We start from the raw sequence: 20,264 nt of genomic DNA, 5'->3' as shown, positions 1-20,264 counted from the left end.
CGGTGATCAGGACCACCCTCGCGGGGCTGCGCACCCACAAGCTGCGGCTCCTGCTCACCTCGCTCGCCATCACCCTCGGCGTGGGGTTCATCGCGGGCACCTTCGTGCTCACCGACACCATGCGGACGGGCTTCGACCAGCGCCTGGCCGCCTCGGCCGCCAAGGTCGACGTCGCGGTCCGCCCGGGTAGTGGCGACTCTCCCAGCAAGCCGGCACCCGCCGACCTGGCGAAGATCACCGGGGTCGCGGGCGTCGCCGAGGCGCATGGACTGGTGCGCGGGGACGCCGCGCTGCTCGGCAAGGACGGCAGGGCGGTCGGCGACGCCGCCACCGCCGCGATCTCGGTCACCCCGGGCCGGCTGAACCGCACCACGCTCACCAAGGGGGTGGCCCCCACGCGGGACGGCGAGGCCATCCTGGACGAGAGCACCGCGGAGACGCGAGGCTTCACGGTGGGCGACACCGTGACCGTGCTGGACCACAAGGGCGGCCGGCACACCTTCCGCCTGGTGGGCCTCTTCAACGTGGGCGCCGACCAGAACCTCGCCTACACCGGCGCCCTCGGGTACACCGCCGACGTCGCGCGGAACCTGACCGGGCAGGCCGGCTTCACCGAGATCGACATCGCGGCGGCCGACGGGACCGATCCGGAGGCCCTGGTCAAGACGGTGTCCGCCGCGCTCGGCGGACGGTTGAAGGTCGTGACCGGCGAACAGCTCGGCAAGGAGCTGGCCGCGGCGGGAGGCGCCGACAGCGAGGCCCTGACGTTCGCCCTGCTGCTGTTCGGGCTGGTCGCGATGCTGGTCGCCGCGCTGGTCATCTACAACACGTTCAACATCCTGGTCGCGCAGCGGGCCAGGGAGATGGCGCTGCTGCGGTGCATCGGCGCCACCCGCAGGCAGGTCTTCGGCTCGGTGCTGCTGGAAGCCGTCGTGGTCGGGCTGATCTCGTCCGGTCTCGGGCTGCTGGCCGGGGTGGGGCTCGGCGCGGGCGCGCTCGCGGCGCTGCGTGCGTTCGGGCAGGACATCCCGTCGGCCGGGCTGTGGCCGGAACCGCGGACCATCGTGGTCGCCCTGGCCATCGGCCTGGTCGTCACGGTGGGCGCCGCGCTGCTGCCCGCCCGCACGGCCACCAGGGTCGCCCCGGTGGCGGCGCTGCGCACCCAGACCGACGAGCAGACGTTCCGGGCCGGGGTGCTGCGGATGGTCTTCTCCGGGCTGTTCCTGCTGGCCGGGGCCGGGGTCACTGTGCTCGGCGTCACCATGAAAGCCGGGGAGGTGGCCCTGCTCACCGTGATGGGCGGCGGGGTGCTCACCTTCTGCGCCGTGCTGATCCTCGGCCCGGTGCTGGTCCGGCCGCTGAGCGCGGTCGCCGGGTGGCTGCCCGCCAAGCTGGCCGGCGTGCCCGGCAGGCTCGCGGTGAGCAACTCCGGGCGCAACCCCAAGCGGTCCGCCACCACGACCGTCGCGCTGACCATCGGCGTGACGCTGGTGACCCTCATCGCGGTGATCACCGCGACCACGCGGGCGACGTTCACCGCCAAGATCGACGAGCAGTTCCCCATCGACTTCCTCGTGAGCCAGCAGTACAACGACAACAACGAACGCGCCGCGCTTCCCTCCGCGCTGGCCGAAGGGCTGCGCGGGCGGCCCGAGCTGGCCTCGGTGGTGGGCGTCAAGCAGGTCGACGGCAAGGTGGCGGGGCGTGGCACGTTCAGCGTGGGCACGTTCTCCGGGCCGTTCGAGCCTGTGGTGCTCGAAGGCTCCGGCCGTGACTTCGGCCCCGGGACCGTCCTGGTGGGCAGCGTCATGGCCAAGGACCTCGCGGTCCGCCCCGGGGCCACGCTGACGCTGAACACCCCGGAGGCGGGTCCCGAACGCGTGCGCGTCATCGGCCTGTTCGACGACGACACCCTCCCCGTGCCCGGCATCCTCATCCCCCCGGCGGCCTTCGCCGACTACTACGGCCCGACGGGCGACACCCGCGTCCTGGTCAACGCCAAGGACGGCGTGCCCACCGCCGCCGCCCGCAAGTCCGTCGAGGCCGCCACGGCCGCCTACCCCACCGCGAGGGTCCTCAGCGCCGCCGAGGTCAAGGGCCAGTTCGACGACGCCCTCGACATGCTGCTGATGATCATCACCGGCCTTCTCGGCCTGGCCATCCTCATCTCACTGCTGGGCATCGCCAACACCCTCAGCCTGTCGGTCCACGAACGCACCCGCGAATCCGCCCTCCTGAGAGCCCTCGGCCTCACCCGCCCCCAACTCCGCCGCACGCTCTCCCTGGAGGCCTTGATCCTCGGCCTCATCGGCGCCTTCGTCGGCGTCACCCTGGGCGTGATCTTCGGCTGGGCCGCCACCACCTCCCTGATAGACGGCACCCTCTTCCGCGTCCCCGTCACCCAGGTCCTGTCGTTCATCGTCCTCTCGGGCCTGGCAGGCGTCCTGGCCGCCGTCCTCCCCGCCCGCCGCGCGGCCCGCGCCTCCATCGTGGGGTCCCTGGCGGCGGACTAGCCGCCTTCGGGGCCTCAGCGTGGATGGGGGCCGGGCCATTGGGCCGCGATGGCCTCCGGGTTGAGGAGAGGGTGGATGGAGACGTCGCCGGTGTGGCGGTCGATGACGACGCAGGCGCCGCCGATGACGCCGGGGAGAGTGCCGGGGTCCGGGGGCTCGGCCGGGCGGGACCAGGCGATGTGGCCCGCCGGGAAGGAGTGGAGACCCACCTCGGTGGCCTCGTCGGCCGGGAGGGCGCCGTTGAGGTACTCCTCGGCGAGCGCCCTGGCCTGGTCGGCGTTCACCGGCGCCGTCCCGAGCGGTCGACGATGACGCAGAAGACGCCGGCGACGGGGCCGGCGGGAGGCTCCAGGGAGGTCTGGCCGCGCTGGCCGTCCGCCCAGACGACCTCGCCCGCCGCGTTGAGGGCGTTGCAGGCGTGGCTTCCGCCGGAGGGCCAGCGGGTGATCAGCACGGCGGCGGCGCCGTGGCCGGCCGCCTCCACCCGGCGGGCGACCGTGGTGTACGCGCGGCGCCCCTGGCCGGCGTACTCGAACCGCTGCCCGAGCCACCGCTCGGCCCGGGTGGCCCCCCCTGGCTCGCCGCGCAGGGACGGCCTGCCCACGCGGTCGTACTCCGGCTGCCTTGGCGCGGCCACCACCGGCTCACCGTGCCACGTGGACACCACCGCCAGCGCGCAGTCCAGCGCGTTCGCGGCCCGGAAGGGGTCCTCCCCCGGCCCTTCCCCGTTGATCAGCCGCAGCCACGTCCCTCGCGGGTCAGGGAACCGCGCCCCCTCGGCCACCGCCTGGCACAGGTCCCGCTGCACCTGCGGATCGGGCCACGCGAACCCTCCGGGCATGCCGTACACCCGGCACGCGTCCAGCCTGGGAGGCCTCCCCGGCCGATCGAACCAGTCCCTCTCCGGCCCTTCGGAGAGCCAGGCCGGCATCCCGTCGAACCGTCCTTCGGCGGCTCCGTACCAGGTCCCGTCGCGTCGGATCTCGCCTGACCCATACGGCGTCCGGTTGCGTTGGATCTCGCCTGGCCCGTACGGCGTTTCGTCGCGTCGGACCTCGCCTGACCCGTACCGCGTCCGGTCACGTTGGACCCCGCCTGGCTCGTTCGGCGTTCCGTCGCGATGGACCTCACCTGCACCGTTCGGCGGTCCATCGCGATGGACCCCGCCCGACCCGGGCCACGTCCCGTCGCGACGGACCTCGGCTGTCCCGGGCCACGTTCCATCGCGATCGACGTCGGCCGCCCCCAGCGGCGTCCAATCTTGACGGACCTCGGCTGTCCCCGGCCACATTCCATCGCGATCGACGTCGGCCGCCCCGGACGGCGTCCAATCTTGACGGACCTCGGCTGTCCCCGGCCGCGTTCCGTCGCCATGGACCTCGGCCGTCCAGGGCCGCGTCGCGTCGCGTCGTGGTTCGGCCGGGGCGGGACGGCCGCCGACGGGCCGGTCTCCTCGGGGGACGTCGGCCGGTCCGGCGTGCCGGGGGGGTGGGCGCCACTGGCGGTCGGCGGGTAAATCGGCGGGGATGTCGGCGGCGCGTTCGTAGTCGCGCCAGCGGGCGCCGTCGGATGTCACCACGGGGTTGTAGCCCACGCCTGCGGGCGTGCGCCGCGATGCCCATCGCGGCGATGCGTTCCCGTGACCGGCTATGGACAATGTTCCCCCCGAAATTCGTACCGCCCCGGTCGAAGGCCGATCGTAGGGAGGCGGGGAGGCGCCGGGCGGGGGAATCCGTGACGAAGCTGGAACCCCCGCAGCGGTGATCAGGCGGTCACTTGACCACGACGAGGATGGAGTGCCAGCCTGTGGCGCCGTCGGGAGCGGGGGGCGCGTACTCGTCGGTCTGGGTGTAGCCGGTCGCGTCGGTGGCGCGGACGGCGATGGTGTGCTTGCCGGGGGTGGCGTTCCAGCCCTCCAGCACCCACTGGCGCCAGGTGTCCGGGCTCGGCACCTCGGCCAGGCGGGCCTGCTGCCAGGGGCCCTGGTCGATGCTCACCTCGACGGCGTCCACACCCTTGTGCTGAGCCCAGGCGACGCCCGCGACGGTGGTGGGGCCGGGAGCGATGGTGGAGCCGCCACGGGGCAGGTCGATGCGGGACTCGGTCTTGATCGGGCCCTTGGCCGCCCAGCCGCGCGGGGTCCAGTACCCCTCGTCCTGGTCGAACCGCGTCACCTTGATGTCGGTGATCCACTTGGTGGCCGACACGTAGCCGTACAGCCCCGGGACGACCTGGCGGACCGGGAAGCCGTGGGACACCGGCAGCACCTCGCCGTTCATCGCGATGGCGAGCATGGCGTCCCTGCCGTCCATGACGATGTCCACCGGGGTGCCGCAGGTCCAGCCGTCGGACGAGGTGGAGAGCAGCATGTCCGCGCCCGACCGGATGCCCGCGTCCCGCAGCACGTCGGCCAGCCGGGCGCCCAGCCAGCGTGCGTTGCCGACGTACGGCCCGCCGACGTCGTTGGAGACGCACGCCAGGGTGACGTCACTCTCCATGAGGGGACGCTTGAGCAGATCGGCGAAGGTCAGCTCGACCGGGCGGTCCACCAGGCCGTGGATCTTAAGCGTCCATGTCTTGGGGTCGACCTGAGGAATGACCAGAGCGGTGTCGACGCGGTAGAAGTCCCGGTTGGGCGTGGAGAACGGCGACAAATCCTTCAGCCGGAAGTCCACTCCCTTGGGAAGCGCTGGCAGCGGCTTGACCGCCTTAGGCAACGCCACCCCCGCCCGCGCCCCATCCACGTCCAGCCGCCCCGCCAGCCCACGCCCGGCCAGCCCGGTAGCTCCCGCGACCACCACCCCCGCGACGACACCGGTCAACAGCCCACGCCGATCCAGCTCACCCCCCACCGGATGGCTCCGCGGATACTCGGTAACCGTCCCAGCCCTGCCTGCGGCGGTAGCGGCGGACTCGGGAGCACCTGAGTCAGAACCTGTAGACGCCACCGTGGCGGAGCCCACATCCGCAGAGCCCGCAGACCCGGACCCCCCAGACCCGGGACCTACAGCCCCGGAACCCGCAGCCCCGGAACCCGCAGCCCCGGAACCCGCAGCCCCGGGACCTGCAGCCCCAAAGCCCCCACTCCCGGAATCCCCACTCTCGGAACCCACGCTCCCGGAACCCACGCTCCCGGAACCCACGCTCCCGGAACCCACGGCCGCGTAGTCCGGCCAGCTCTCGTCCGGCCAGGCGCGCCGGACAAGGATCCGCAGCGCCCAGGCCCCCAGGCCGGCCCCGATCACCGAAGGCAGCACGTCCAATGGCCCCGAGTCCGGCCGTCCCATCGCCGCCACCGCGCCGATCAGCCCGATTCCCAGCACCCCCGCCGTGGCCCAGCTGGGCCGCCGCCGAGCCAGCACCCCGAGCCCCGCCGCGATCAGCGCCAGCACCACCACGATGCCGCCGATCAGGACAACCTTGTCATTAGCACCAAAGGTCCGGATCGCCCATTCCTTCAACGCCACCGGCGACCCGTCCACCGCAGCGTCCCCCACCGCCACCACCGGCGACGCCTTGGGATTCAGCAACCCAGCCACAAGCTGCCCAACCCCCAACGCCACCCCCGCCGCCACAACCCCGACGAGCCCCCCGGCCCACACCCGCCCACCCGCGACTCCGTACGTGTTCTCCACACCCCGAACGCTACGCCCAACCAGCCCTAAAGGTTCTTACACCCTGGTTACGACCAAACCGTTCCCGTCCCGGCCGGAACCGAGAAACGAAGAGCTGCACGGGCAGCAGACGGCACTTCAGCGGCGTCCCGTTGCCCGTACCCGTCGCCGCGTGGCCCCGTCACCGCGTGGCCCCGTCACCGCGTGACCCACCACCCCGTGACCCCGTCACCGCGTGACCCACCACCCCGTGACCCACCATCCGTCGCTTCAGGGGTTCTTTACCGGCGCCGGGTCGGCGGGACGTGGTGCGGCGAACACGGCGCCGCCGTACGGCGAAAAACCCACCACGGGTCACCAACTCAGAGACAACTGACGCCACGGGAGCAACAACAACCCCACTCCGGCTGAGGTGAATGGGCCCACCCGTTGTCGATTCACACCATGTCGATCACAGCCCACCCGATTCACGGGGTATCTCGCACCGCACGCAGACGCCCATGGACCTGGTACATGCCCGTGGACGTGGTACCCGTGGACCTGGTACATGCCCGTAGACGTGGACACCGGTGGACCTGGGACACCCCGTGGGCGCGGGACACCCCTGTCGACCCGGGACCGCCGTGAACGTGGCCACCCGTGGACGTGGGTCAGTGATCGACCCGGAAACCCCCGTGGACGTGGACGCCCTGGTGGACGCGTCCGCATCCGTTGGGACAGTACCTATCCCGGTCGCTGCTCTTGGACGGCGCCGCGACAGCGGGCCGCGGTACGGCGAAGCCGGTACGGCGGAAACCATCGCGGCGGAGCATGGTGAGCCCGGCAGGACCCGGGGGTGCGGGGGTGTCCCCCGCAGGAAGAACAGCCCTTGCACCTCCCGCGCGAAGCGCGCCCCCCAGCAAGGACCATTTCACCGGCGCCGCACACACCACGGTTGTCCGCCGCACGACGGCGCCGATTCACCGACCCACGACCCGCCGTACCGGCGCCGAAAACAGACACACGATCAGCGCCTGAGCAGGGCTGGCGCCGAGCCGGAGGCATGGACGGCGCCGCTGTACAGCGGGACACCGGCTCAACGGGAACCCACCGCGGCGGAGCATGGTGAGCCCGGCAGGACCCGGGGGTGCGGGGGTGTCCCCCGCAGGAAGAACAGCCCTTGCGCCTCCCGCGCGAAGCGCGCCCTCCAGCAAGGACCATTTCACCGGCGCCGCACACACCACGGGTTATCCGCCGCACGGCGGCGCCGATTCACCGACCCACGACCCGCCGTACCGGCGCCGAAAACAGACACACGATCAGCGCCTGGATGGTGCTGGTACGAGGGTTGGTGGGGTTAGGAGGGGAGGAGGGTGTGGATCATGGGGACGAGGGCGCGGAAGGCGCGGCCTCGGTGGCTGGTGGCGTCTTTGGCGGCGGGGGGCATTTCGGCGGTGGTGCGGGTTTCGCCGGTGGGGAGGAAGATGGGGTCGTAGCCGAAGCCGCCGGTGCCTCGGGGGGTGCGGATTATCTCGCCGGTTATGACGCCTTCCGCTACCCGCTCTTCGCCGGTGGGGAGGACCAGGGCGGCGGCGCAGGTGAAGTGGGCGGAGCGGTGGACTTCGGGGACGTCGGAGATCTGGGCCAGCAGCAGGGCCAGGTTGGCCTTGTCGTCGCCGTGGGTGCCGGACCAGCGGGCGGAGAAGACGCCGGGCATGCCGTTCAGGGCGTCCACGCAGAGGCCGGAGTCGTCGGCGACGGCGGGGAGGCCGGTGGCCTGGGCCACGGCGTGGGCCTTGATCAAGGCGTTCTCGGCGAAGGTCAGGCCGGTCTCGGGGATGTCGCCGATCTCGGGGTATTCCTCGAGGCCGATCAGCTCGGTCTTGTCGTCGGCCTCGGCGAGGATGCGGCGCAGCTCGGTGATCTTGCCGGGGTTGCGTGTGGCCAGCACCACCCTGCTCATGCGAAGGCTCCGTTCTGTGGGGTGAGTGCCGTACGGGTACCAGCCTGGCCCAGGACGGAGATCGGGCGCCACGGGTTTATCGAGGTCACGCCAGGGCCTCGCGCTGGTAGCGGGTGAGGTCGACGCAGCCGGCGGTGGCGAGGTCCAGCAGGCTGTCCAGGGTGCCGCGGGCGAACGGGACGCCCTCGGCGGTGCCCTGGACCTCGACGAACTCGCCGGAGCCGGTCATCACGACGTTCATGTCGGTCTCGGCGGCGACGTCCTCGGTGTAGCAGAGGTCGAGCAGCGGGGTGTCGCCCACGATGCCGACGGAGACGGCGGCGACGGAGTCGACCAGCGGGTCGCCGGGGCACATCTTGCGCTTGCGCATCCAGCGGACGGCGTCCACCAGCGCCACGTACGCCCCGGTGATCGCGGCGGTGCGGGTGCCGCCGTCGGCGCGCAGCACGTCGCAGTCGAGGACGATGGAGTTCTCGCCGAGGGCCTTGTAGTCGACGCAGGCGCGCAGGGACCGGCCGATCAGGCGGGAGATCTCGTGGGTGCGGCCGCCGATCTTGCCGCGCACCGACTCGCGGTCGGTGCGGGTGTTGGTGGCGCGCGGCAGCATGGCGTACTCGGCGGTCACCCAGCCGAGCCCGCTCCCCCGGCGCCACCGGGGCACGCTGTCCTGCACGGAGGCGGCGCACAGCACCGTGGTGGCGCCGAACTCCACCAGCACCGATCCCTCGGCGTGCGGGAGCCAGCCGCGGGTGATCTTGACGGGCCTGAGCTGATCGGGACTGCGTCCATCGTGGCGTGCCATGAGCATCACCCTAGGTCATCCGCGGCGTGGCTCCATCCGCTCAGCCGAGGTCGTACACCTCGCCGCTGCGGGCCAGCTTCAGGGTGCCGTCGAAGCCGCCCCGGGTGGCGTCGGCGTAGATCTCCTCGGGGTCGTACCACGGCACCAGGTGGGTGAGCACGAGGGTGCCCGCGCCGGCGCGGGCGGCGTGCTCGGCGGCCTCGCGGCCGTTGAGGTGCAGGTTGGGCGGCGTGTTGAGCCGCTCGGGCCACGACGCCTCACAGAGCAGGACGTCCACCCCGGCCGCCAGCTTGACCAGCTCGGTGCACTCGCCGGTGTCGGCGGAGTACGCCACCGAGCGCCCGCCGTGCGAGACGCGGAAGCCGTAGGTCTCGACGGGGTGGTTCATCGTCGCGGCCGTCACCTCGAACGGGCCGACGTTGAACGTGCCGGGGCGCAGCGGCTCGAAGGAGAAGGCCGTCTCCAGGCCGGGCTCCTCGGACATGCCGTACGCGGCCGACAGCCGCCGGGGCGCGTCCCTGGGTGCGTACACGGGCACGCGGGGGAAGGGCCGGTCGGGCGAGTAGGTGCGGACCACGTGATACGCGCACAGGTCGAGGCAGTGGTCGGCGTGCAGGTGGGACAGGCATATGGCGTCCACGTCGTACAGGCCGATGTGCCGTTGCAGCACACCGAGCGCGCCGTTGCCGAAATCCAGCAGCAGCCGGAAGCCCTCGGCCTCCAGCAGATAACACGACGCGGGGCTGTCCGGCCCGGGAAAGCTCCCCGCGCAGCCGACGATCGTCAGTTTCACCACGGCCTCCTCACACGAACCGGGACTCCGGGAACGTCCCGGCCGGCCCCACTTACTGACTTCTAGCTCGGCGCGGTCAGCGCCTCCTCACCTGAGACGTCACCCACCAGTGCCCGCTCCACGACGCCGATCTCGGGACCGAGGAAACGCCTGCCGAGATCGGCGAAGAGCGTGCCGTCGCCGGTCTCGCGGAAGCGGTGGACGGGCGTGACGGCGGCGGCGGCGAGGCCGCGGTCATGGAGGATGCGGTACACGTCCTTGGCCGTCTCCTCGGCGCTGGACACCAGCGTCACCCCGTCCCCCACCACGTACGAGATCGCGCCGGTCAGCAGGGGATAGTGGGTGCAGCCGAGGATGAGGGTGTCGCAGCCGTCCTCGAGGACCGGCCGCAGGTACTCCCGGGCGATCTCGATCAGCTCGTCGCTCATCGTCTCGCCGCGCTCCACGAACTCCACGAACCGCGGTGCGGCGACCCCGGTGATGCGGACGTCGGGCGCGGCGGCGAACGCGTCGTGGTAGGCCATCGACTCGATGGTGGCCCGGGTGGCGACCACGCCGATCCGGCCGTTCCTGGTGGCCCGGACGGCCCGGCGGGTGGCGGGCTGGATGACCTCGACCACCGGCACGTCGTACCGCTCCCTGGCGTCCCTCAGCATGGCGGCGCTGGCGGTGTTGCAGGCGATCACGAGCATCTTGACGTCGTGCTCGACCATGTGGTCCATGACCTCGAGCGCGTACGCCCGCACCTGCGCGATCCGCTTCGGCCCGTACGGCTGGCGGGCGGTGTCGGCGACATAGAGGATCGATTCGTTCGGGAGCTGGTCGATGATCGAGCGCGCGACGGTGAGCCCGCCGACGCCGCTGTCGAAGATCCCGATGGCGGGTCCCGGGCCGCCGCCGAGCCCGGCCGATGATTCCAGCACGCTGACCCACGGCGCGTGGGCGACGCTCCCGATGTCCACCATGATGCTCAAGGTTAGGGGACCACGAACAATCGCTCCCGGTAAGAATGCTCACATCGGAGTAATCCTCCGCCCGTCACCGGACGGATCCGCTCAACCTCGCCCAAGTCTCGCCATCTGCCGCGACTGCGCCACGAGGTTCCCCGCGGAGTCCCACACCTCGACGTCCTCGTCGAACCACCCGTCCCTGATCAGCCGCCCCGAGCCGATCAGCGTGAGCCAGCCGGGCGCGGGCAGGGCCCGCAGGTGCCAGGTGAGCTCCACCGTGGGGGCCCAGCCGCGGTGCCCGGCGGAGAACACCACGGGCGGCAGCACGTCCACGGCCATGGCGAGCACGTACGGGTCGGGGTCCTGCGGCTCGGACAGGCGGAAGTAGGCCCGTGACTCCGGCCGGCCGGTTGGCGCGCCGGTGAGCCACCCGATGGTGGGCGGGTCGAAGCGCAGCTCCATGCGGGCGTTGAGCGTCATGTTGGACTCGGGCTTGGGGTCGGGCAGCCAGAGGCAGTCCTCGGGGGACGGCATGGCGGGGGGCTCGCCGGCCCAGACGGCGGGGGCGCCGTCGAGCGTCGCGGTGGTGATCAGCGCCTCCAGGTAGGCGGTGTCGCCCTGGACCAGGGTGGCGCGGGTCATCGCGGCGGTGCGCCCGGACTTGAGCGGTTCGAGGATCACCCGCGCGGGGCCGGTGACCGGCGCCCGCAGGAACTGCACCGACGTGGACACCGGGTGGTCGTACGGCGAGGCGTCGACGGCCGCGCGGAGCAGCGCCGCCATGAGGTAGCCGCCGTTGAGCCGGGTGCCGACCACGTAACCGGGGTCAAGGCACACGTCGTAGGTGGTCTCGTCGAGCCGGATCGCCTGGGTCGCCTCGTCGAACTTCGTCATGCGCGCGCTTGCCTCGCTCCGGGTACCGAATGTTGTTCTGGACCCCTACCTTAACGGAGGCCCGTCCCGGACGCGCGCCGGCCGCCCGCCCGCCGTGCGCGGCGGGGGACGGCCGGAAGACGCCATCAGGCCCTTGGGGAGCCGGTGATCAGGCCCAGAGCTGGCCTTCGAGGCGGTCCTCCGCCTCGTCGAGGGTGCCCTCGTAGGCGCCGGTCGACAGGTACTTCCACCCGCCGTCGGCCACGATGAACGCGATGTCCGCCCGCTCCCCCGCCTTGACGGCCTTGGCGGCCATGCCGAGGGCCGCGTGCAGGGCGCAGCCGGTGGAGATGCCGGCGAAGATGCCCTCGGCGGACAGCAGCTCACGGGTGCGGCGCAGGGCGTCCGCCGAGGTGACCGAGTAACGCGTGGTCAGCACGTCGGCGTCGTAGATCTCCGGGATGAAGCCCTCGTCGACGTTGCGCAGGCCGTACACCAGCTCGCCGTACCTCGGCTCGGCGGCGACGATGCTCACGCCGGGCACCCGCTCGCGCAGGAAGCGCCCCACGCCCATGAGCGTGCCGGTGGTGCCGAGGCCCGCGACGAAGTGGGTGATCGACGGCAGGTCCTCCAGCAGCTCGGGACCGGTGCTCTCGTAGTGGGAGCGCCAGTTGGCGGGGTTGCCGTATTGGTACAGCATCACCCAGGAGGGGTTCTCGGCGGCGAGCTGCTTGGCGACCCGCACGGCCTCGTTGGACCCGCCCGCCGCCGGGGAGGAGATGATCTTGGCGCCCCACATGCGCAGCAGCTGGCGGCGTTCCTCGGAGGTGTTCTCCGGCATGACGCAGATCAGCTTGTAGCCCTTGAGCCCGGCGGCCATCGCCAGCGAGATGCCGGTGTTGCCGGAGGTGGGTTCCAGGATGGTGCAGCCGGGGGTGAGCAGGCCGTCCTTCTCGGCCTCCTGGATCATCCACAGCGCCGGGCGGTCCTTGACCGAGCCCGTCGGGTTGCGGTCCTCCAGCTTGGCCCAGACGCGCACGTCCGGCGAGGGGGACAGCCTGGGCAGGCCCACGAGCGGGGTGCGCCCGACGGACTCGGTGAGCGATTCGAAACGCATGACGACTACCGCGCGCCGCCCGCGACCGCGGGCAGCACCGTCACGGTGTCGCCGTCGGCGACCGGGGTGTCCAGGCCGCCGAGGAACCGGACGTCCTCGTCGTTGAGGTAGACGTTGACGAAGCGGCGCAGGCCGCCGTCGTCCACGATGCGCGCCTTGAGGCCCGGGTGGCGGGTCTCGAGGTCGCCGATCAGGTCGGACAGGGTCGATCCGTCGGCGGGCACGGCCTTCGCGCCGTCGGTGTAGGTGCGGAGGATGGTCGGAATGCGAACCTCGATGGCCATCGCGGCAGGCTCCTCGGTCGGTGTCTGAATGTCGTCAGCGGTCGCCGGTGGGGGTCACCGGGCACCCAGCGGTTGTGAACACAAGGTGGTCGGCGGGGATTCCAGCGATCACGGACAGTCGTAGACGACGACGAAGGGGGTGTGCGCGAACAGGTGGTTCTGCACGGGCGACACGGGCGACACAGGCGACGAATGCCCCGCGCGCACCGGGGTGCTCGCCATCTCCGGGTCAGTCGTCAGCATGTACACAACTGTACAGCTTCCCGTCCAGCGCCCCCATGGCCGCCGTCCGCGCGGCCAGGAGGGCACTAGGGCGCGTCTAGCCGGCGATCTCCACCTTCTCCTCGGTGATCACGCCGTCCAGGATGCGGTACGAGCGGAACTGCACGTCATCGGGGTCGGCGGTGGACACCAGGACGTAGTGGGCGTTCGGCTCGGCCGCGTAGGAGACGTCGGTGCGCGAGGGGTACGCCTCGGTGGAGGTGTGCGAGTGGTAGATCACCACCGGCTCCTCGTCCCGGTCGTCCATCTCGCGCCACACCCGCAACTGCTCTCCGGAGTCGAAGCGGTAGAAGGTGGGGGAACGCTCGGCGTTCTCCATCGGCACGAACCTCTCGGGCCGGTCCGAGCCCACCGGCCCGGCGATCACCCCGCACGCCTCGTCGGGGTGGTCCGCCCACGCATGGGCGATGATCTTGTCGGCCAGCTCCCGTGCGATCGTCAGCATGCCTGGAAGTTACCAAAGCGCCCGGACGAGCGTGTCCTGCAGGTAGGTCAGCCAGTCGTAGGTGACGAACGCCGGATAGCGCGGGTCGTCGTCGCGCATCTCGGCCAGCTCCTCGTGGATCTCCTCGGTGACCTCGAGCCGCACGCCGAGGGCCAGCCGCACGTCGTTCAGCGCGCGCAGCCACGCCTCGGCCTGATCGCCGGTCAGCTCGACCCGGCCCTGCTCGGCGGTCTCCAGCAGGGTCTCGGCGTCGGCGCGCTTGCCGTCGCGCAGGGTCGCCTCGGTGTAGCGGCGGAACTCCGACGAGGCCTTGTCGTCGTCGGCGTACGCCGAGGGGAACAGCCTGGCGAGCACGGGGTCGGACGGCTCCTGCGCCGCCCCGATGCCGAGCGCCCGCTCCAGGGGATCGTCACCGGTCGGGCCGGGCTGCACCAGGCCGAGGATCTGGGTGACCAGGGAGCGCAGGATGGACGCCTCGCCGGCGTCCAGCTCGATGGCGACGCCGCCGCCCCGCACCGGGCGGAATCCGGTGCTCACGCCGAGTCCCGCTGGACGGTGGCCCACAGGCCGTAGGAGTGGAGGATCTGCACGTCGCGTTCCATCTCCTCGCGGGTGCCGCTGGCCACCACGGCCCTGCCCTTGTGGTGGACGTCGAGCATGAGCTTCTCGGCCTTGGCCTTCGGATAGCCGAAGACGGTCTGCAGCACGTAGGTCACGTACGACATGAGGTTCACAGGGTCGTTCCAGACGATGGTCAGCCACGGAAGATCGGGCCGGACGTCCATCTCGGGACGCGCGACTTCGGCTGGAGCGGTACTACCCACCTTCCCATCCTGCCCTACCCCGGTCGTACTCTTCGACTTGTGAAGATGCCCATGAGCGGCGCGTTGCTCACCGATCACTATGAGCTGACGATGCTCGAGGCGGCCCTCGGGAGCGGCGCCGCGCACCGCCGGGCGGTGTTCGAGGTGTTCGCCCGCCATCTCCCGCACGGCAGGCGGTACGGCGTGGTCGCGGGCACCGGCCGCGTCCTGGACGCGATCGAGGGGTTCCGGTTCGGTGCGGCCGAGCTGGATTTCCTGCGGCGCGGGCGGGTGGTGGACGAGCGCACGCTGGAGTTCCTGGCCTCCTACCGCTTCTCCGGGGACGTGCACGGCTACGGCGAGGGCGAGTGCTACTTCCCCGGCTCCCCGATCATGGTGGTGGACGGCACGTTCGCCGAGGCCGTGCTGCTGGAGACGGTGGTCCTCTCGATCCTCAACCACGACTCGGCGGTGGCCTCGGCGGCGTCCCGCATGGTGCGCGCGGCCGGGGAGCGGCCGATCATCGAGATGGGGTCGCGGCGCACCCACGAGGGGGCCGCGGTCGCGGCGGCGCGGGCGGCGTACCTGGCCGGGTTCGCGTCCACCTCCAACCTCATGGCCGGGAGCCTGTACGGCGTGCCGACGGCCGGGACGGCGGCGCACGCGTTCACGCTGCTGCACGACTCCGAGCACGACGCCTTCCAGGCGCAGCTGGACTTCCTCGGCACCGGCACGACGCTGCTGGTGGACACCTACGACGTCGCCAAGGCGGTGCGCACGGCGGTGGAGCTGGCCGGGCCGTCGCTCGGCGCGGTGCGGATCGACTCCGGGGACCTGGCCGCGTCGGCGCACGAGGTGCGGCGGCTGCTGGACGGGCTCGGCGCCACCGGCACCCGCGTCGTGGTCACCGGCGACCTCGACGAGTACGCCATCGCCGCGCTCGGTGCCGCGCCCGTGGACGGGTACGGCGTCGGCACCTCGGTGGTCACCGGCTCGGGGGCGCCGACCGCGTCGATGGTGTACAAGCTGGTGGCCCGGGAGGACGCCGCGGGGACGCTGCAGCCGGTGGCGAAGCAGTCGGTGGGCAAGCCGTCCAAGGGCGGGCGCAAGACGGCCTTCCGCGAGCTGGAGGACGGCGTCGCCGCCGGCGAGCTCGTCACCACCGTCCCCGGGTGCGCGACCCCGGCGGGCACCCGGCCGCTGCTGCGCCCGCTGGTGCGCGGCGGGGTGGTCGTCGGGCGCGAGCCGCTCGACGAGGCCCGGGAACGGCACCTGGCGTCGGTGGCGGAGCTGCCGAAGGACGCGCACCATCTGTCGGCAGGGGACGCGGCGATCCCCACCGTGTTCACCTGATCCCCCTGTGGTGGAAAGGACCTCGATGAAGACCACCCTGGTCATCGTGGACGTGCAGAACGACTTCTGCGAGGGCGGCAGCCTGGCCGTCCAGGGCGGAGCCGGTGTCGCGGCGGCCATCGGGCCGCACGCCGCCACCGGCGGGTACGACCACGTGGTGGCCACCCGGGACTACCACGTGGACCCGGGCGACCACTTCTCCGACCACCCCGACTACGCGCGCACCTGGCCCGCCCACTGCGTCGTGGGTACCGGCGGCGCCGCCTTCCACCCCTCCCTGGACACCTCGCGGGTCGAGGAGGTCTTCAGCAAGGGACGGCACAGCGCCGCGTACAGCGGGTTCGAGGGCCACGGCGCGGACGGCACGGGCCTGGCCGAGTGGCTGCGCTCCCGCGAGGTCGGCGCCGTGGACGTGGTGGGCATCGCCACCGACCACTGCGTGCGCGCCACCGCCCTCGACGCCGCCCGCGAGGGCTTCGCCGTCCGCGTCCTGCTCGACCTCACCGCCGGCGTCGCCCGTCCCACCACCGACGCCGCCCTGGACGAACTGCGCGCCGCCGGGGTGGAACTGGTCGGCACGCCGGTCGTCGCCCCGGCCTGACGGCGGGGAGACCGCCCCGCCTCACGGCGCGACAGGCCCCGGGACCTCCGCGTCGCGGGGGCCGGTACGCGGACTTCTGGTCCGCGGGTCGCGGGGGCCGGTACGCGAACTCCCGGTCCGCGGGTCACGGGGGCCGGTACGCGGACTCCCGGTCCGCGGGTCGCGGGGGCCGGCCCGAGGATCGCGGGGGCCGGTACGCGTCATCGTCCGCGCTGGGTGGCCCACTTGCGGATGGTGTCGATGCGCTTGCGGATCTCTTCGGCGGACGCCTGCGCGATGGGAGGGCCGCCGCAGACGCGGCGGAGCTCGGCGTGGATGACGCCGTGCGGCTGGCCGGTGCGGTGGTTCCAGGCGCCGACCAGGCCGTTCAGCTCCTTGCGCAGGGCCGCGATCTCCTCGTGCGGGGCGAGCACGGGCTCGGGACGCGGCTCGGCGCTCTGGCGGCGCCGGGCGGCCTGCTGGTCGGCCTGGTGCTTGCGCAGCAGGACGGCCACCTGGTCGGGCTCCAGCAGGCCGGGCAGGCCGAGGAAGTCCTCCTCCTCAGGGGAGCCGGGCTCGGCGCCGGTGCCGAACTCGCCGCCGTCGAACAGCACCCGGTCGAACGTGGCGGACGCCTCCACGGTCTCGAACGGCAGCTCGTCGCCGAGGACGTCGGGATTGTCCTTCTTCTGCTGGGCCTCCTCGACCAGGAAGTCGTCCAGCCCCTCCTCGGGCAGCTTGCGGTCGAGCACGTGGTCGCGCTCGGCCTCCATCTCGCCCGCCAGGCCCATCAGGGTGGGCACCGACGGCAGGAACACCGACGCGGTCTCGCCCCGTTTGCGCGCCCGGACGAAACGCCCCACCGCCTGGGCGAAGAACAGCGGCGTGGAGGTGCTGGTGGCGTAGACCCCGACCGCGAGGCGGGGGATGTCGACGCCCTCGGACACCATGCGCACCGCCACCAGCCAGCGTTCCTCCGAGGCGGTGAACTGCTTGATCTTTGCGGAGGCGCCGGGGTCGTCGGACAACACGACCGTCGCGCCCTGGCCGGTGATGTCGCGCAGGTGGCGGGAGTAGGCCCTGGCGGTCTCGTGGTCGCTCGCGATCACCATGGCCCCGGCGTCCGGGACGCCCCGGCGCACCTCGGTGAGGCGCTTGTCGGCCGCCATGAGCACCTGGCGGATCCAGTCGCCCTTGGGGTCGAGCGCGGCGCGCCACGCCTGGCCGAGCTGGTCCTTGGTGAGCGGGGTGCCGAGCGTCGCGGTGATCTCGTCCCCCGCGCGGGTGCGCCAGCGCATCTCCCCCGCGTACGCCAGGAAGATCACCGGGCGGACCACGCCGTCGGCCAGCGCGGGGGCGTAGCCGTAGGAGTAGTCGGAGACGCTGCGCCGCACGCCCTCGCCGTCCTCGGCGTAGGTGACGAACGGGATGGGGTTGGTGTCGGAGCGGAACGGGGTGCCGGTGAGGGCGAGCCTGCGGGTGGCGGGCTCGAAGGCGTCGCGCACGCCTTCGCCCCAGGACTTGGCGTCGCCCGCGTGGTGGATCTCGTCGAAGATCACCAGCGTCTTGCGGGCCTCGGTGCGGGCCCGGTGGAGCGCGGGGTGCATCGCCACCTGGGCGTAGGTCACCGCGACGCCGAGGTAGTCCCGGGAGGTGGCGCCCTGGCTGTTCTTGAACTCGGGGTCGATGGCGATGCCGACCCGCCCGGCGGCGTCGGCCCACTGGCGCTTGAGGTGCTCGGTGGGGGTGACGATGGTCACCGCCCGCACCACGCCTCGCGCGAGCAGCTCGCTGGCGATTCGCAGCGCGTAGGTGGTCTTGCCGGCGCCGGGGGTGGCGACGGTGAGGAAGTCGCGCGTCTCGCGCCGGAAGTAGAGGTCGAGCGCCTCCTGCTGCCAGGCGCGCAGCCGGGGCGCGGTGCCCCAGGCGGCTCGGTCGGGATAGGAGGGGGACAGGTGGGACGCGGCGAAATTGCTCACGCCACCCCCCGCGGCGGGTGCCCGGGAGAAGGCAGGCGGGACGCGGCGGGCAAGCTCAACGCCGATCTCCTCCTCCAAGGACCTTTCCCGGCAGCCGGGGCGGGACCCCGGCTCATGATCGTGTCGTCGCGCTCGTTTCGCACCCTCACAGTGAAGCCACGATAGTGGGGACCACCGACAAGACGTGCCGTCCCCCGCGGATCCGCCGGGGCCCCGCCGCCGCGCACGCCGGTGACCTGCTACTTCAGCAACGCGAGTACGCCGTCTATCTCGGCGCGCCGCCGCGGGTCGTCCGGCTGGACCATCCCGACGATCACCACGCTGGCCTTGTCCCCGCCCTCCTTGGTCAGCACCGTCACCCGCAGGTACGCCGGGCGGTTCACCACGTCGCTGTAGCCCGCCCGCAGCGCCCGGGAGTGGCCGGTGTACCCGCCGGTCTCCACCGGGCGGTCGTCCACCACGTCCACGGTGTCGCCGTGCAGCAGGAGCCGCGCGTACAGCTCGGTGAGCGACAGTGTGGCCGCGCGGGGGCCGGAGACCGCGACGGAGTCGCCCGGCCTGGTCATCACGATGGCCGCCCCGCCGTACACGGCCGCGGAGGTGAAGCCGGTCACCGGGGGGACCGCGCCGGCGCGCCACCCGGGCGGCATGAAGTAGGTGACCCCGGCGAGGCCGTCCGTCACGGTCAGCCGGGTGGTGTCGGGCGCGTTCACCCGGCTCACGACCGTGGACACCACCAGGGCGACCACGGTGATCCCCGCCGCTACCGAGCCGAGCACGATGGCGAGCCGCTGCGCCCACAGCGGCACCCGGATGCCGGACGGCGCGGCGGGCGCGCCGTACAGCCGGGCCGAGGGGGGCAGGCCCTCCTGCTCGCGCGGCGGCCACGCGGACTCGCCGTACGGCCGGCGTTTCGTACGGTGCTCCTCCACGGCGTCTCCTCCCGGTGCCTTCGAGTATCGGCTCCCGGGGCGCCCCCGCGTCAACGACCCGCGACGGCCGGTATCAGACGGGCGGGGAACGGAATGCTGTCCACATGTCCCGCATGCGAACGGCCTGCCCGGCGGTGAACTCGCTCATGCAGGCGTCGGTGGTGTAGTCCATGAAGTTGTGAATGGGGTCCTCGCCGGGGTCGGGGCAGGTGTCCTTGTCCTGCGGGCAGCCCTGCGTGGACTGCCCCTCGGGCGGAGTGTCGTCGACCTGGTCGCCGGGCGGGGAGCAGCCGTTCTCGAAGGTGTGCAGCAGACCGAGCCAGTGGCCGATCTCGTGCACCCCCGTGTATCCCTTGCCGAAGGCGAGCAGCGCGCCACCGGGCAGGGTGCGCCAGTCGATCACGACGCCGTCCAGGGCGGGCCTGCGCCTGTACCAATGGGGGTAGGTCGAGAAGCCGAGCACCCTGTCGCCGGGCTGGGCGACGTACAGGTTGAGGGTCTCGGGGCCGCCCTTGCGCAGCCTGGTCTTCATCGCGGCCTCGTTGCCCAGCGGGTCGCGGAACCAGGTGGGTTCCTCGGTGCGGGTCACGCCGCGCAGCGTGAACCTGATGCCGGTGTCCACCCCGCCGAGCCGCCCGCCGTACGCGGCGTTGAGCGCCTCCACCTGCGGGGCGATCGCGCCCTCGCTCGCGCCGAGCCTGCCCTCGGTGAGGACGTGCACCCACACGGGCACGACGATCGACGTGGCCGGGGACGTCTTGGCGGCACGCAACCGCGCCCGCATGGCGGCGAGCATGCGGGCCGCCTCGCCGGGATCGGGGGTGTACGGCTCGGGCGGGCGCGCACCGGCACGCTGCGGGCCGGCGCACGGGCGGCCGTGCCCGGCCCGGGCGGGCCCTGGCACGGCGCCGAGCGCGAACAGGCACACCAAGGACACGGCCATCGCCCGCCTGACCATGCACTCCCCCGTCGTCGCAGGTCCGGAGTGCTGACGCTAACCCC

At 72.4% G+C, this 20,264-nt stretch carries 20 protein-coding genes; 3 read left to right on the top strand and 17 right to left on the bottom strand.

What is annotated here, in order from left to right:
• Positions 1-2 precede the first annotated feature (2 nt).
• The gene (locus ACFP1K_RS14025; protein ID WP_380751951.1) at positions 3-2,513 is read left to right on the top strand and encodes an ABC transporter permease; all 2,511 of its coding nucleotides are present in this window, start codon (positions 3-5) and stop codon (positions 2,511-2,513) included.
• A 14-nt stretch (positions 2,514-2,527) separates the two neighbouring features.
• Here ACFP1K_RS14025 and ACFP1K_RS14020 read toward each other — a convergent pair whose 3' ends face one another.
• The 14 genes from ACFP1K_RS14020 to clpS all read right to left on the bottom strand — a co-directional run bounded on the left by ACFP1K_RS14020 (position 2,528) and on the right by clpS (position 14,439).
• Positions 2,528-2,797 carry a hypothetical protein gene (locus tag ACFP1K_RS14020; protein WP_380751948.1) on the bottom strand — a complete coding sequence of 90 codons (270 nt, stop codon included), beginning with the start codon at positions 2,795-2,797 and terminating at the stop codon, positions 2,528-2,530.
• On the bottom strand, positions 2,794-3,444 hold the full coding sequence (locus tag ACFP1K_RS14015; RefSeq protein ID WP_380751945.1) for a toxin glutamine deamidase domain-containing protein: 651 nt from the start codon (positions 3,442-3,444) through the stop codon (positions 2,794-2,796). The genes ACFP1K_RS14020 and ACFP1K_RS14015 overlap by 4 nt, the downstream gene beginning before the upstream one ends.
• A gap of 841 nt (positions 3,445-4,285) precedes the next feature.
• Positions 4,286-5,335 (bottom strand): molybdopterin-dependent oxidoreductase, encoded by a 1,050-nt coding sequence (locus ACFP1K_RS14010; RefSeq protein WP_380751942.1) that lies wholly within the window; start codon positions 5,333-5,335, stop codon positions 4,286-4,288.
• A gap of 2,128 nt (positions 5,336-7,463) precedes the next feature.
• Complete coding sequence (gene rdgB / locus ACFP1K_RS14005) at positions 7,464-8,069, bottom strand: RdgB/HAM1 family non-canonical purine NTP pyrophosphatase (protein ID WP_380751939.1); 606 nt, start codon at positions 8,067-8,069, stop codon at positions 7,464-7,466.
• Positions 8,070-8,154: 85 nt separating this feature from the next.
• On the bottom strand, positions 8,155-8,871 hold the full coding sequence (gene rph, locus ACFP1K_RS14000) for a ribonuclease PH (RefSeq protein ID WP_380751936.1): 717 nt from the start codon (positions 8,869-8,871) through the stop codon (positions 8,155-8,157).
• A gap of 40 nt (positions 8,872-8,911) precedes the next feature.
• Complete coding sequence (locus ACFP1K_RS13995) at positions 8,912-9,664, bottom strand: MBL fold metallo-hydrolase (RefSeq protein WP_380751933.1); 753 nt, start codon at positions 9,662-9,664, stop codon at positions 8,912-8,914.
• A 62-nt stretch (positions 9,665-9,726) separates the two neighbouring features.
• Positions 9,727-10,629, bottom strand: a complete 903-nt coding sequence (murI, locus tag ACFP1K_RS13990; RefSeq protein WP_380751930.1) for a glutamate racemase — start codon at positions 10,627-10,629, stop codon at positions 9,727-9,729.
• A gap of 90 nt (positions 10,630-10,719) precedes the next feature.
• A complete protein-coding gene (locus ACFP1K_RS13985) occupies positions 10,720-11,508 on the bottom strand; it encodes a thioesterase family protein (protein ID WP_380751927.1) in 789 nt (262 codons plus the stop codon).
• A 148-nt stretch (positions 11,509-11,656) separates the two neighbouring features.
• Positions 11,657-12,604, bottom strand: coding sequence for a PLP-dependent cysteine synthase family protein (locus ACFP1K_RS13980; RefSeq protein ID WP_380751924.1), 948 nt, complete (start codon positions 12,602-12,604; stop codon positions 11,657-11,659).
• 5 nt (positions 12,605-12,609) lie between these two features.
• Positions 12,610-12,888, bottom strand: a complete 279-nt coding sequence (locus ACFP1K_RS13975; protein ID WP_380751917.1) for a MoaD/ThiS family protein — start codon at positions 12,886-12,888, stop codon at positions 12,610-12,612.
• A 108-nt stretch (positions 12,889-12,996) separates the two neighbouring features.
• Positions 12,997-13,131, bottom strand: a complete 135-nt coding sequence (locus ACFP1K_RS13970; protein ID WP_380751914.1) for a hypothetical protein — start codon at positions 13,129-13,131, stop codon at positions 12,997-12,999.
• A 76-nt stretch (positions 13,132-13,207) separates the two neighbouring features.
• Entirely contained in the window at positions 13,208-13,615 is a 408-nt protein-coding gene (locus ACFP1K_RS13965; protein WP_380751911.1) for a Mov34/MPN/PAD-1 family protein, read from the bottom strand.
• A gap of 9 nt (positions 13,616-13,624) precedes the next feature.
• A complete protein-coding gene (locus ACFP1K_RS13960; RefSeq protein WP_380751908.1) occupies positions 13,625-14,152 on the bottom strand; it encodes a DUF2017 domain-containing protein in 528 nt (175 codons plus the stop codon).
• Complete coding sequence (gene clpS / locus ACFP1K_RS13955; RefSeq protein WP_380751906.1) at positions 14,149-14,439, bottom strand: ATP-dependent Clp protease adapter ClpS; 291 nt, start codon at positions 14,437-14,439, stop codon at positions 14,149-14,151. Before clpS ends, ACFP1K_RS13960 begins: the two co-directional genes overlap by 4 nt.
• 45 nt (positions 14,440-14,484) lie before the next feature.
• Here clpS and ACFP1K_RS13950 point away from each other — a divergent pair, with 45 nt between their 5' ends.
• Positions 14,485-15,771: a nicotinate phosphoribosyltransferase gene (locus ACFP1K_RS13950; protein ID WP_380752013.1), complete on the top strand. Its 1,287-nt coding sequence runs from the start codon at positions 14,485-14,487 to the stop codon at positions 15,769-15,771.
• 25 nt (positions 15,772-15,796) lie between these two features.
• Positions 15,797-16,372: an isochorismatase family protein gene (locus ACFP1K_RS13945; protein ID WP_380751903.1), complete on the top strand. Its 576-nt coding sequence runs from the start codon at positions 15,797-15,799 to the stop codon at positions 16,370-16,372.
• Between the two features lie 200 nt (positions 16,373-16,572).
• On the opposite strand, the gene ACFP1K_RS13940 is transcribed toward ACFP1K_RS13945, so the two are convergent.
• From ACFP1K_RS13940 to ACFP1K_RS13930, 3 genes are all read right to left on the bottom strand, one after another.
• The gene (locus ACFP1K_RS13940) at positions 16,573-18,330 is read right to left on the bottom strand and encodes a DEAD/DEAH box helicase (protein ID WP_380751900.1); all 1,758 of its coding nucleotides are present in this window, start codon (positions 18,328-18,330) and stop codon (positions 16,573-16,575) included.
• 239 nt (positions 18,331-18,569) lie between these two features.
• Positions 18,570-19,262, bottom strand: a complete 693-nt coding sequence (locus ACFP1K_RS13935; protein WP_380751897.1) for a hypothetical protein — start codon at positions 19,260-19,262, stop codon at positions 18,570-18,572.
• A 73-nt stretch (positions 19,263-19,335) separates the two neighbouring features.
• The gene (locus ACFP1K_RS13930; protein ID WP_380751894.1) at positions 19,336-20,205 is read right to left on the bottom strand and encodes a zinc metalloprotease; all 870 of its coding nucleotides are present in this window, start codon (positions 20,203-20,205) and stop codon (positions 19,336-19,338) included.
• Between the last annotated feature and the right edge of the window lie 59 nt (positions 20,206-20,264).

Origin of the sequence: Sphaerisporangium aureirubrum (genome assembly GCF_042658925.1) — a bacterium.
GTDB lineage: Bacteria > Actinomycetota > Actinomycetes > Streptosporangiales > Streptosporangiaceae > Sphaerisporangium > Sphaerisporangium aureirubrum.
The sequence above is the reverse complement of the archived record's forward strand: the minus strand, read 5'-3'. Positions and strand labels throughout refer to the sequence as shown.